The sequence below is a fragment of the Comamonas thiooxydans genome (assembly GCF_002157685.2).
Taxonomy (GTDB): domain Bacteria; phylum Pseudomonadota; class Gammaproteobacteria; order Burkholderiales; family Burkholderiaceae_C; genus Comamonas; species Comamonas testosteroni_H.
In genome coordinates this window covers 5,879,581-5,891,753 of sequence record NZ_AP026738.1, presented here as the reverse complement: position 1 = coordinate 5,891,753, position 12,173 = coordinate 5,879,581, and the positions used below count along the sequence as shown (strand labels likewise).

The 12,173-nt window shown below is 62.6% G+C and carries 13 protein-coding genes; 8 read left to right on the top strand and 5 right to left on the bottom strand.

The genetic code is table 11. From position 1 onward, the window contains the following. Positions 1 to 102: 102 nt before the first annotated feature. From CTR2_RS27420 to CTR2_RS27410, 3 genes are all read right to left on the bottom strand, one after another. Positions 103 to 1,545 carry a sensor histidine kinase gene (locus CTR2_RS27420; protein ID WP_087085594.1) on the bottom strand — a complete coding sequence of 481 codons (1,443 nt, stop codon included), beginning with the start codon at positions 1,543 to 1,545 and terminating at the stop codon, positions 103 to 105. A 91-nt stretch (positions 1,546 to 1,636) separates the two neighbouring features. After that, positions 1,637 to 2,314: a response regulator gene (locus tag CTR2_RS27415; protein ID WP_003060046.1), complete on the bottom strand. Its 678-nt coding sequence runs from the start codon at positions 2,312 to 2,314 to the stop codon at positions 1,637 to 1,639. Between the two features lie 115 nt (positions 2,315 to 2,429). Continuing rightward, positions 2,430 to 2,921 carry a MarR family winged helix-turn-helix transcriptional regulator gene (locus tag CTR2_RS27410; RefSeq protein WP_012840368.1) on the bottom strand — a complete coding sequence of 164 codons (492 nt, stop codon included), beginning with the start codon at positions 2,919 to 2,921 and terminating at the stop codon, positions 2,430 to 2,432. Positions 2,922 to 3,059: 138 nt separating this feature from the next. On the opposite strand from CTR2_RS27410, the gene recA reads away from it, so the two are divergent. From recA to CTR2_RS27395, 3 genes are all read left to right on the top strand, one after another. Then, positions 3,060 to 4,169, top strand: a complete 1,110-nt coding sequence (gene recA, locus CTR2_RS27405; protein WP_057094139.1) for a recombinase RecA — start codon at positions 3,060 to 3,062, stop codon at positions 4,167 to 4,169. Positions 4,170 to 4,352: 183 nt separating this feature from the next. Next, positions 4,353 to 4,823, top strand: coding sequence for a recombination regulator RecX (recX, locus tag CTR2_RS27400; protein WP_087085595.1), 471 nt, complete (start codon positions 4,353 to 4,355; stop codon positions 4,821 to 4,823). Between the two features lie 59 nt (positions 4,824 to 4,882). Then, entirely contained in the window at positions 4,883 to 5,617 is a 735-nt protein-coding gene (locus CTR2_RS27395; RefSeq protein ID WP_087085596.1) for a hypothetical protein, read from the top strand. Positions 5,618 to 5,642: 25 nt separating this feature from the next. On the opposite strand, the gene yddG is transcribed toward CTR2_RS27395, so the two are convergent. Both yddG and argC read right to left on the bottom strand, forming a co-directional pair. Beyond that, positions 5,643 to 6,563: an aromatic amino acid DMT transporter YddG gene (yddG, locus tag CTR2_RS27390; RefSeq protein WP_087085597.1), complete on the bottom strand. Its 921-nt coding sequence runs from the start codon at positions 6,561 to 6,563 to the stop codon at positions 5,643 to 5,645. A gap of 200 nt (positions 6,564 to 6,763) precedes the next feature. Continuing rightward, on the bottom strand, positions 6,764 to 7,696 hold the full coding sequence (gene argC, locus CTR2_RS27385) for an N-acetyl-gamma-glutamyl-phosphate reductase (RefSeq protein ID WP_087085598.1): 933 nt from the start codon (positions 7,694 to 7,696) through the stop codon (positions 6,764 to 6,766). Positions 7,697 to 8,168: 472 nt separating this feature from the next. Between argC and sucC the strand changes: the two genes are divergently transcribed. From sucC to CTR2_RS27360, 5 genes are all read left to right on the top strand, one after another. Then, the gene (sucC, locus tag CTR2_RS27380) at positions 8,169 to 9,329 is read left to right on the top strand and encodes an ADP-forming succinate--CoA ligase subunit beta (protein WP_003060063.1); all 1,161 of its coding nucleotides are present in this window, start codon (positions 8,169 to 8,171) and stop codon (positions 9,327 to 9,329) included. A 20-nt stretch (positions 9,330 to 9,349) separates the two neighbouring features. Then, a complete protein-coding gene (gene sucD, locus CTR2_RS27375) occupies positions 9,350 to 10,249 on the top strand; it encodes a succinate--CoA ligase subunit alpha (protein ID WP_003060065.1) in 900 nt (299 codons plus the stop codon). Between the two features lie 145 nt (positions 10,250 to 10,394). Further along, positions 10,395 to 11,087 (top strand): TerC family protein, encoded by a 693-nt coding sequence (locus CTR2_RS27370; protein ID WP_087085599.1) that lies wholly within the window; start codon positions 10,395 to 10,397, stop codon positions 11,085 to 11,087. Between the two features lie 140 nt (positions 11,088 to 11,227). Further along, positions 11,228 to 11,662, top strand: a complete 435-nt coding sequence (locus CTR2_RS27365) for a MerR family transcriptional regulator (RefSeq protein ID WP_087085600.1) — start codon at positions 11,228 to 11,230, stop codon at positions 11,660 to 11,662. Then, positions 11,662 to 12,096 carry a PaaI family thioesterase gene (locus CTR2_RS27360; protein ID WP_087085601.1) on the top strand — a complete coding sequence of 145 codons (435 nt, stop codon included), beginning with the start codon at positions 11,662 to 11,664 and terminating at the stop codon, positions 12,094 to 12,096. Before CTR2_RS27365 ends, CTR2_RS27360 begins: the two co-directional genes overlap by 1 nt. Positions 12,097 to 12,173 lie beyond the last annotated feature (77 nt).

Here is a 12,173-nt window from a genome sequence, read left to right as displayed (position 1 = left end):
CAGTTTCCGATATCTGCATCGGGGCAAACGGGCGCAAAGCCAAGCCTGGCGCGGCTTCTCAGCCTGGGAAGGCACCGAATTGGTGCATTTTTAGGTTGCGCTTCACTGCTGTCCGGGCATGGCCTTGAAGCGCACGGTAAACAGCGCCCCCGGCGGGGGATGACCGGGCCTGGCATCCTGCAGCAGCACTTGTGCCCCGTGCTGGCGGGCGATTTCCATGACGATGGGCAGGCCCAGACCGGAGCCGTCGGCTTCGGAGCCCAGCGCCCGGTAAAAAGGCTGGAAGATCAGTTCGCGCTCGCCCAGCGGCACGCCGGGGCCTGAATCCTCGACCTGCAGCAGCAGCGTCTGGCCGAAATGATCGGCCTGCACGCGCACGGTGACCATGCCCGGCTGGGCGCTGGTCGAGGGCGTGTAGTTGATGGCGTTGTCCACCAGATTGCGCACCAGCTCTGCCAGCAGCGTGGCATTGCCGTTGAGCCAGACTCCGGGCGTGCTGGCGCTGGCACCCTCGTAGCCCAGGTCTATGTGCTTGTCCATGGCGCGCGGCAGGCAGTCCTGTACCACCTCGGTGACGATGCGCACGAGGTTGCAGCCCTGCATGGCGGGCACGGCGCTCTCGGCCCGTGCCAGTGCCAGCAGCTGATTGACCGTATGGGTGGCGCGCATGCTTGAGCGGCCGATCTGCGCCAGCGAGCGCTTCAGGTCTTCGGTATTCGTGCCCTCGCGCTGGGCCAGGTCGGCCTGCATGCGCAGGCCCGCCAGCGGGGTCTTGAGCTGGTGGGCCGCGTCGGCCAGAAAACGTTTTTGCGTGGCGATGGAGTCATGCAGGCGCTGCAGCAGATCGTTGACCGAATCGACCAGCGGCACCACCTCCAGCGGCACATCCTTGTGATTGATGGGCGAGAGATCCTCGGGCTTGCGCGCGCGGATGCGCTCCTCCAGCCGGTGCAGCGGTTTGATGCCGCGTGCCAGCGCCAGCCAGACCAGCAGGGCGGCCAGCGGCAGGATGACGAACTGCGGCAGCATCACGCCCTTGATGATTTCCGTGGCCAGCACGCTGCGCTTTTCGCGCGTTTCGGCGACCTGCACCAGGGCGTTGGGCTCGCCGGGCAGCGGCATGCGCACCCAGATATAGGCCACGCGCAGGTCAATGCCCTTGTATTCCTCATCGCGCAGCAGCACCGTGCCCGTGGGCGGGTCCTCATCGGTGGTGGGCGGGCGGGGCAGGTCGCGCTCGCCGGCCAGATATTCGCCCTTGGTGCCGCTGACCTGGAAGAACACCGTGTCCGATTCATCGGCGCGCAGGATCTCGCTGGCCGACTGCGGCAGATTGAACTGCACCTTGCCGCGCTGCACGATGACCAGCTGAGCCAGGGCCTGGGCGTTGTACTCCAGCGCGCGATCAAAGGGCTTGTTGGCCAGACCCTGGGCCACCAGCCAGGTCAGCGCCAGGCTCACGGGCCAGAGCAGCAGCAGCGGCGTGAGCATCCAGTCGAGGATCTCGCCAAAGAGGGATCGCTGCTCACGCTGAAAGATCTTCATGGGTGGGGCGCTATCTCATACAAGAGGCAGCCAGCGAGGGCCGCCCCGAAGCAAAGGCTGCCGTCCCCCTGGGGGGAAGCGGCGGGGCCGCTCAGGGGGGGGTGATTTTTTCCAGGCAATACCCGAGGCCGCGCACGGTGGCGATGCGGATCGGGCCTTTCTCGATTTTCTTGCGCAGGCGGTGGATATAGACCTCGATGGCGTTGTTGCTCACCTCTTCGCCCCATTCGCACAGGCGCTCCACCAACTGGTCCTTGCTGACCAGGCGGCCCGCGCGCTGCAGCAGCACCTCCAGCAGGCCCAGCTCGCGCGCCGACAGCTCCACCATCTTGCCGTCTATGGTGGCGACCCGGCCAGTCTGGTCATAGACCAGCGGACCATGCTTGATGGTGGAACTGGCGCCACCCATACCGCGACGCGTGAGGGCGCGCACGCGCGCTTCCAGCTCGGACAGCGCAAACGGCTTGGCCATGTAGTCGTCGGCCCCATAGTCCAGGCCTTGCACCCGCTCCTCGATGGAGTCGGCGGCCGTGAGAATCAGCACCGGCAGCGCATCGCCGCGCCCACGCAGGCGCTTGAGCACTTCGAGGCCGTGCACCTTGGGCAGGCCCAGATCGAGAATCAGCAAATCGAATTCGCTGCTGGTCAGCAAGGCGGTATCGGCCTCGCTGCCATTGGCCACATGGCTGACGACGGCGCCCGAGCTGCGCAGCGTGCGCAGCAGGCCGTCTGCCAGCACCTGGTCGTCTTCGGCAATCAGTATGCGCATGGGAGTCTCCTACTTGTTATGTGTGCCTGTTTGCACTTTTGCTGCCATTGTAGGGATGGCCCATGGCTGCTCTGGGCAATTCTCGACAGCCGCTCATAGGCGTCAATACAGAATCTCAGTAGCCTTCGGCATAGGCTTCCAGGCCCAGCGCGACCACGGTGGCCACATCCGCGCCCACGGCTTCGCGAAATTCGGCCTCGGCCTGGCTTACGGCGTCGTGAAAAGCCTGAAGCCAGGCCAGGCCCGCATCGGTGAAGCGCACGCGCCTGGCGCGCGCATCGTGCGGGTCGGCCTCGCGCGTGACCAGGCCCCAGGCTTCGCACTGCGCCACCAGATCGGCCATGGCCTGCTTGGTCATGCCGGCCTTGTCGGCAAGATCGGTGAGCCGGTCGCCAGCCAGCGACAGATGGCGCGTGATGTGGATATGGGCCGCACCTACCTTGTCGCGCGCCGCCAGATTGGATAGCGCCAGCGGCACCTCCACTGCACGCGCCATGAGCTGCAGCACGCGCGCATCGAAGCGGCGCATGGCATGGCCGAGCAAACGGCCCAGATGGGTCTGGCGCCAGGCATCGGCGGGCGGGGTGACGGGAGCGATTTCCGACATGGATAAATAGTAAGGCAAACTGACTAAATATTTAAATAAATCTGCAGCATCCACATCTAAACTACTGTTCAAGCATCCAGCCTGAATGCAAAAACAGGACTGGCCACAGACAGTCATTCACCTACTTCGGAGCCTGATATGAACGCCATCGCCAAGACCAACGACGCCAACAGCGAAAAAGCCAAAGCCCTGGCAGCCGCCCTGGCCCAGATCGAAAAGCAGTTCGGCAAGGGCACCATCATGAAGCTCGGTGAAGGTGAAGCCATCGAAGACATTCAGGTCGTTTCCACCGGCTCCCTGGGTCTGGACATTGCTCTGGGCGTAGGTGGTCTGCCCCGTGGTCGCGTGATCGAAATCTACGGTCCCGAATCCTCGGGCAAGACCACGCTGACGCTGCAGGTCATTGCCGAGATGCAAAAGCAGGGCGGCACCTGCGCCTTCATTGACGCCGAACATGCGCTGGACACCAGCTACGCCCAGAAGCTGGGCGTGAACCTCAGCGACGTGCTGATCAGCCAGCCTGACACCGGTGAGCAGGCCCTGGAGATCTGCGACAGTCTGGTGCGTTCGGGTGCCGTGGACCTGATCGTCATCGACTCGGTGGCCGCATTGACGCCCAAGGCCGAAATCGAAGGCGAGATGGGCGATGCCCTGCCTGGCCTGCAGGCCCGTCTGATGAGCCAGGCCCTGCGCAAGCTGACGGCCACCATCAAGAAGACCAACTGCATGGTCATCTTCATCAACCAGATCCGCATGAAGATCGGCGTGATGTTCGGCTCGCCCGAGACCACCACCGGCGGCAATGCGCTGAAGTTCTATGCCTCCGTGCGTCTGGATATCCGCCGCACCGGCACCATCAAGAAGGGTGACGAGGCCATCGGCAACGAAACCAAGGTCAAGGTCGTGAAGAACAAGGTCTCGCCTCCCTTCAAGACGGCCGAGTTCGACATCCTGTTTGGCGAAGGCATCAGCCGCGAAGGCGAGATTCTGGACATGGGCGTGAACGCCAAGATTCTGGAAAAGAGCGGTGCCTGGTATGCCTACAACGGCGAAAAAATCGGCCAGGGCCGTGACAACTCGCGTGAGTTCCTGCGCGAGAACCCCGCGCTGGCCATCGAAATCGAAAACAAGGTGCGCGATAGCCTGGGCATCAAGCTGCTGCCCGTGGACGGTGCTGCTGCTGCCGAAGCCAAGCCTGCCAAGGGCGGCAAGGGCAAGGTGGACAAGGACGGAGTGATTGAAGGCTGATTCTTCCCCCTGAGGCGCCATGCGCCTTTCGCGAAAGGGGACGACATCCTCGCTGCGATGCGGCCCTTGCTTGATGTCCCTGGCTTGGTAAACGCCAGTGTTTGAGTGCGGGCCTCATTGCTCAAAAGGTTTGCCATCTTTGCGCAGGTTCGTCCTGCGCCTTTTTGTTTTTGGAGATGCGTCGTGAGCTTTGCCAAGCTTTCACTCAAGGGTCGAGCCCTGAGGCTGCTGGGGCAGCGCGAGCATTCGCGGCTGGAGTTGCAGCGCAAGCTGGCGCCGTATGTGGAAGAGGGCGATGACCTGCAGGCCATTCTCGATGAGCTGGAAAAGCGCGGCTTCATCAGCGTGCAGCGGGTGGTGGATTCCGTCATTCACAGCAAGTCCAGCCGCTTTGGCACGGCGCGGCTGGTGCAGGAGTTGCGCAGCAAAGGGCTGGACGATGAAGTGGTGCGCAACGCGAGCGAGCAACTGCGCGATACCGAGCTGGAGCGCGCCCGCGAGCTGTGGCGCAAGCGCTTTGGTACGCCGCCTGCCGATATCAAGGAAAAGGCCAAACAGCTGCGCTTCATGGCGTCGCGGGGCTTTTCGGCAGACGTGGCTTCACGCGTGCTGCGCGATGCCCCATACTGCGCAGCACCCGACAGCGAAGACTGAGCTGCAGCCTGCTCCCTCCTGCTGGACGAGGAACCGCTTCTTACACCGGAGGGACCCACGTGCTGACTGCTTCGCAACCCCCTGACGCCCCATCCGCCCTGCGCGTGGGCCTGAGTGCCGGCAAATCGCTGCTGGGCGGCCTGATGCTCGGTGCCTTGCTGGCCCTGGTGCTGGGCTGCGGCGCGGCCGTGTTCTATTTTTCGCGCCTGATGGCCGATCCCGGCCAGGGCATTCATGCCTCGGCGCATACCGGCATCTACGGCGCCGTGATCAGCCTGCTGATGTCGCCGCCGCTGCTGGTGGCCGTGGTGCTGATCTTCATCATTCCCGCCTACCTCATAGTCGGTCTGCAGCTGGGCCGTGCCCGTGCGGCAGGCAAGCTGGTGGCGCGTTACGGCAAGGGCCTGGCCGAGCGTCTGGCGGCCATGCTGGCACAGCGCATCGAGGCCCTGCCCAGCGCTCACAAGGCCATGCACAAGGCGGCTGACCTGCTCACCGTGGGCGCGGCGATGGAGCATCTTCAGCCCTGGGTGGGTAACGGGCGTGCCGTGCAGTTCGTGGTGCGCAGCGTGCTCAATCGCCTGCCGCTGGCCGACCTGCTCGAGGAATGGGGCCACACGCGCGCCGAGTGGGGCAGCGAAGGCGGCAAGGACGATCCGGCGCTGCGCGCCTTTCTGGGCGCCCGCATCCAGGAGATGCTGCAGGGTCTGACCGAGCCGCCCTGGACGCTGTTGTGGATCTTGCTGGCCGGGCATGCCGCCGTGCTCGGCTTGGGCATCTGGATGACGGCCTGAGGGCCCCGGCGGGCGCGATGCCGGCCTAATCCCGGCTGCTGCGCGTCGCCCACCAGCAGACCAGCGAACCCAGCGTTACCAGTGCCACGCCTTGCCAAAAGCTCCAGCCCGGCAGCACTTGCAGCAGTGCGCTGGCCATCAGCGCCGAGAGCACGGGCGTGAAATAGGACGCCGCGGCCAGCAGGGCCAGCTTGCCATGCTGGATGCCGTGCTCCCAGCAGCTATAGCCCAGTGCCGTGAGCGCTCCGACCAGCAAGACCTGGCCGGCGGTGAGCCAGGTCCAGAGCATGGGCTGTGGCTCGCCCAGCATCAGCCACTTGAGCCACAGTGCGATGGCAGTCCAGGTCACGAACAGGCCTACGGCGTTGAAGCCTGAGCCATAGCGGCGCGCCAGCAGCGAGTAGGTTGGCCAGAGCAGGGCGGCTGCAAAACCCATGCCATAGGCCAGCGGGTTGCCCAGCACATGGCTCCACATGACCGGCAGGCTGAAGCTGTCGCCGCCCAGCACGCGCGCCAGACCCCACAGGCAGATCAGCACGCCTGGCCACAGCCACCAGCGAGCCGCCTGCTGGCCGCACAGCACGGCCAGCACGATGGTGAGGCTGGGCCAGAGATAGTTGATGAGCCCGATTTCCATGGCCTGGCTGCGGTCGTGGGCCAGGCCCACGGCCACGGACAGGCAGATTTCATAGACCACGAACAGCAGGCCGCAGCCCCAGAGGTAGGCAGGGTGCATGCTGCGCCAGCGTGCCAGCTCGCGCCAGCCTTTGCGCCCACGTGCGACGGCAATGCAGATGGCGGCCATGGTGTAGATGCAGGCCGCGCCGCCGACGGCACCCAGCGGCTCGGCCACGGCGCGCATCAGGCCCACGGTGCAGCTCCAGCAGAGCACGGCCAGCAGGCCGATGAGCGTGGCACGCCGGGCAGCGGCTTCAGAGGGGTTCATGGGGATGCGCTTTTAAAACAGGAGCTCTGTGCGCAATATAGACAATGAATCAATGCATTTTCTGCATTGAATTTCTTGGCTGAAGAGCGCTGCAAGCTATTGATTTTATTGTTTGTCCGGAGCGGGGCCAAGTGCTGATCTTCGCCGCGAAGCCAATAAAAAACGGCCCTAAGGGCCGTTTCAGCAGATGCGGGGCGTGCTCAGAGACCCAGCATGATCTGCAGGTTCTGCACGGCAGCGCCGCTGGCACCCTTGCCCAGATTGTCCAGGCGTGCGATCAGCACGGCCTGGCGGTATTGCTCGTTGGCAAACACACGCAGCTCCAGCTTGTTGGTATTGGCCAGGGTATCTGCGGCCAGCTTGTTGTCGTCCGTGGGCGGCAGCACGCTGACCCAGTTGGCGCTGGTGTTGGTCTGGGCGTAATGGCTGGCCAGGGCGTCGTGCAGGTCGGCGGCCTTGGGCGCGCCGGGCAGCAGATCGAGGTGCAGCGGCAGCTGCACCAGCATGCCCTGGGCAAAGTTGCTCACGGCGGGGATGAACACGGGGCGGCGGGTCATGCCGGTGTAGTGCAGGATTTCGGGAATGTGCTTGTGCGACAGGCCCAGTGCGTAGGCCTCGTAAGGCGCGGCATCGCCGCCTTCATAGGCTTCGATCATGGTGCGGCCGCCGCCGGTGTAGCCGGACACGGAGGGCAGGCTCACGGGGTAGTCGGCGGGAATCAGGCCGGCAGCCACCAGCGGTGCCAGCAGGGCGATGGCGCCCGTGGCATAGCAGCCGGGGTTGGAGACGCGGGTGGCGTTCTTCACGGCGTCGAGCTGGCCGGCGCGCAGTTCGGGGAAACCGTAGACCCAGCTCGCGGCCGTGCGATGGGCGGTGGAGGCGTCGATGATCTTGATGGCGCGGCCGGTCTCTGCGGTGATGGAGTCCACCATGGCGGCGGTTTCGCGGGCGGCATCGTCGTGCAGGCAGAGGATGACCAGATCCACACCGGCAATCAGAGAGCGTTTGGCGGCGGGGTCCTTGCGCAGTGCGGGGTCGATGCTGACCAGCTCCACACCTGCAAAATCGACCAGACGATCACGGATCTGCAGACCCGTGGTTCCTGCTTCTCCGTCAATAAAGACTTTTGCCATTGCATTTTCTCCTGCACCGGCGCGCGCATTTCTTGGTGGGTATGCCGCTGCCTGCGGCACCATTGCCGCTTTCCGAGCGGTGATTGTCCTTGAATCTCGTCAGGCATGCGCACTGCCTGTCTTTTAGGCAAGTCTTGCGCGAATGGCCCAGTAGACGTAGCAGCTATTCGCAGTTGTCAGCACATTGCCAGCCGCTGCCTCAATGTCCTTGACTCGTATATAAGACATAAGAAAGTTGCGGGAAGAAAAGATATCGTGTAGGAATAATTTCCCTAAAGAATTCAAGGCATTGCAGCTGTTTCCGGAACACGACAAAGTTGCGTGAAATTGTGGATTTTGCGCATGTTCAGGTGTCGTTTTGCGCGGTGCAGCATGGTACATTCCTGCTCGCCATGTCATATGAACCCGATGGCCAGGCTCCCCCGAGTCGGTGGCAAGCGGGTATTTCCCCTCAGTTCAGAGAGACAAAGTCATGAAGATTCATGAATACCAAGGCAAGGAAATCTTGCGCCAATTTGGTGTGCCCGTTCCCCGTGGCATTCCTGCGTTTACCGTGCAAGAGGCTGTTGAAGCAGCCCAGAAGCTGGGTGGACCCGTGTGGGTGGTGAAGGCCCAGATCCACGCTGGTGGCCGCGGCAAGGGCGGCGGCGTGAAGGTTGCCAAGTCCATCGAGGACGTGCAAAAGCTGTCCGAGCAGATCCTGGGCATGCAGCTGGTGACTCACCAGACCGGTCCCGAAGGTCAGAAGGTCCGTCGCCTGTACATCGAAGACGGCGCCGACATCAAGAACGAACTGTATGTGTCGCTGGTGACTGACCGCGCCACACAGAAGGTTGCCCTGATCGCTTCCAGCGAAGGCGGCATGGACATCGAGGAAGTGGCTCACTCCACTCCCGAAAAGATCATCACCGAGATGATCGACCCCCTGACCGGCATCACCGAAGCGCAATCGCGCAAGGTGGCAGCTGCCATCGGTCTGGAAGGCAAGTCCGTGGACCAGGCCGTGGATCTGTTCGCCAAGATCTACAAGTGCTACATGGACACCGACGCGTCGCTGGTGGAAATCAACCCCCTGAACTGCGACTCCAAGGGCGACCTGATGGCCCTGGACGCCAAGTTCAACTTTGATCCCAACGCGCTGTTCCGTCACCCCGAAATCGTGGCTTTCCGCGATCTGGACGAAGAAGACGCTGCCGAAATCGAAGCCTCCAAGTTCGATCTGGCCTACATCTCCCTGGACGGCAACATCGGCTGCCTGGTGAACGGCGCCGGTCTGGCCATGGCCACCATGGACACCATCAAGCTGTTCGGCGGCGAACCTGCCAACTTCCTGGACGTGGGCGGCGGCGCTACGGCCGAAAAGGTGACAGAAGCCTTCAAGATCATGCTCAAGAACCCTGAAGTCAAGGGTATTTTGGTCAATATCTTCGGCGGCATCATGAAGTGCGACACCATCGCCAACGGCGTGGTCACCGCCTGCAAGGCCGTGAACCTGAGCGTGCCTCTGGTCGTGCGCATGAAGGGCACCAACGAAGAGCTGGGCAAGCAAATCCTCAAGGATTCCGGTCTGCCCATCATCGCTGCTGACACCATGGCTGAAGCAGCGACCAAGATCGTTGCTGCCGTTAAGTAATACGCCCCGGAGATAGAAACATGTCGATCTTTATCAACAAAGACACCAAGGTCATCACCCAGGGCATTACTGGCAAGACCGGTCAGTTCCACACTGAAAAGTGCCAGGAATACGCGAACGGCAAGAACTGCTTCGTGGCAGGCGTGAACCCCAAGAAGGCTGGCGAAAAGATTTTCGACATCCCAATCTTTGGTTCCGTCAAGGACGCTGCCAAGGAAACCGGCGCTACCGTGTCCGTGATCTACGTGCCTCCCGCAGGCGCTGCTGCTGCCATCTGGGAAGCTGTTGAAGCCGATCTGGACCTGGCCATCTGCATCACCGAAGGCATCCCCGTTCGCGACATGCTGGAAGTGCGCAACAAGATGAAGGCCAAGGAAGCTGCCGGCGGCAAGAAGACCCTGCTGCTGGGCCCCAACTGCCCCGGTCTGATCACGCCTGACGAAATCAAGATCGGCATCATGCCCGGTCACATCCACAAGAAGGGCCGCGTGGGCGTGGTGTCCCGTTCCGGTACGCTGACTTACGAAGCCGTGGCTCAGCTGAGCGAACTGGGCATTGGCCAGTCCTCTGCCGTCGGTATCGGTGGCGACCCCATCAACGGTCTGAAGCACATCGACGTGATGCGCGCTTTCAACGACGATCCCGACACCGATGCCGTGATCATGATCGGTGAAATCGGCGGTCCCGACGAAGCCGAAGCTGCCCAGTGGTGCAAGGCCAACATGAAGAAACCTATCGTGGGCTTCATCGCTGGCGTGACTGCGCCTCCCGGCAAGCGCATGGGCCACGCAGGTGCCCTGATCTCCGGCGGTGCCGACACGGCTGACGCCAAGCTGGCCATCATGGAAGAGTGCGGCTTCACCATCACCCGCAACCCTTCCGAAATGGGTCGCCTGCTGCAAGGCCTGCTGAAGAAGTAAGCCCGTGCAAAAGTTCGTGATACAGCGTTGAATTTACGCAGTATTACGAACTGGCAAGATGGGCTTCACGCCCTACACTGCCTCCACTCTTAAAAGAAAGCGCCGCGCAATGAGGCGCTTTCATATTCAAAACAGTGGAGTCAACATGGAAATGCTCAATAGCGCCGATTTCTGGATCGGCCTGGTGAAGATCATCTGGATCAACATCATCCTCTCCGGCGACAACGCCGTGGTCATCGCACTGGCCGCGCGCTCCCTCCCCCCTGAACAGCAAAAGAAAGCCATCATGTTCGGCTCCGGCGCCGCCGTGGTGCTGCGTATCGTGCTGACCGTGGTCGCTGCCAAGCTGCTCGAACTCTCCTTCCTGCAGGTCGTGGGCGGCTGCCTGCTGCTGTGGATCGGCTATCAGCTGCTGACCGGCGACGAAGACGGCGAGGGCGAATCCAAGGGCCATGGCTCCATGATGACCGCCATCCGTACGATCCTGATCGCCGACCTGGTGATGAGCCTGGACAACGTGATTGCCGTGGCCGCCACCGCCCAGGGCAATATGGTGTTGCTGATCCTGGGTCTGGCCATCTCCATTCCCCTGGTGATCTTCGGCTCCACGCTGATGATCAAGCTCATGGAACGCTTCCCCGTCATCGTCACGCTGGGCGCGGCGCTGATCGGCTGGGTGGGCGGCGAGACCATCGTCAACGACAACCTGCTGCATGGCTACACCATGGCTCACCCCTGGCTGCACTATGCTGCTGCAGCAGCGGGCGCTGTGCTGGTGGTCGGACTGGGCAAGTTCATGCAGGCACGTTCTGCCAAGAAGGAAGTCGCCGCGGCCTGATCGCCCCGACAAGCTCCTACCAAAAACGCACCGCGAAAACACGGTGCGTTTTTTTATGGCCGCAGCGTGGTCGGCAAACTGTGTGAACATCTGGCGGACACCAACCTTCGTGTAACCCCAGGCTTGTTAGCCTTGTCGCCATGCAGATATCGGAACTTGCCAGCCTGTCGGGTGTGTCCGTACACGCCATTCGCCACTATGAGAGTCTGGGCCTGATTGCCGCCAGTCGGCGTCCTTCCGGCTACCGCGAGTTCGATGACAGCGTGATCCGCGAGCTGCGATTCATCGCCATGTCGCGGCAATGTGGTTTCTCTCTGGTGCAGATCGCCGAAGTGCTGCCGGCCTATCGTCGCAAGACGCTGACGGCGGCCCAGATGATTGCCAGGCTGCAGGAGCGCATTGCCGAACTGGATGCGGAGATTGCCCAGCGGCGCGCACTGCGCAAGCACCTGGTTTCACACATCGCATGGTTTGGCGAACGCGAGCCGCAGCCAGCCTCGAAGCCAGGATTTCCGCGTGTTCGTGCGCGCGGCAGTGACGAGGCCGGTTCATCCGGCAAGAGCAGGAGAGAGTGATGACACCTCAGAACGAGAATTTCGCCCGTGACGTACAGGCTCTGGTGCTTTCCATGCCGGTAGCGCAGCTGCTGCAGCTGCGCTTTGAACGCATAGAGCCAGGCGAGGTCGATCTCTGCCTGCCCTATCAGGACAGTCTGAGTTTCAGGCCCGGCCAGTTGCAGGCAACGCCGGTCTTTGCCATCGCAGACTTTGCCGCCGTATCGGCGGCAGGGACGCTGCTGCCGCCGGGCTGGCTCAATGCCACGATCGACTGCAGCATCAAATACCTGGCTCCTGCCGATGGCGAGACATTGCTGGCACGTGGCCGCGTCATCCAGGCCAGCAAGCTGCTGACGGTTGCCAGGGCGGATGTGTTTTCTCGCAAGGCGGGCCGGGAGCTGCTGTGCGCCACCATGCTGGCCACGGCGCGGAACCTGGCGCCTGCACAGTAGGGGGCCTTTTGGGGACTGCAGCGCCTGAACGCTGGATGCTGTCGAGATTGATTTTTCTCGATAGCGGGCCTGTAACC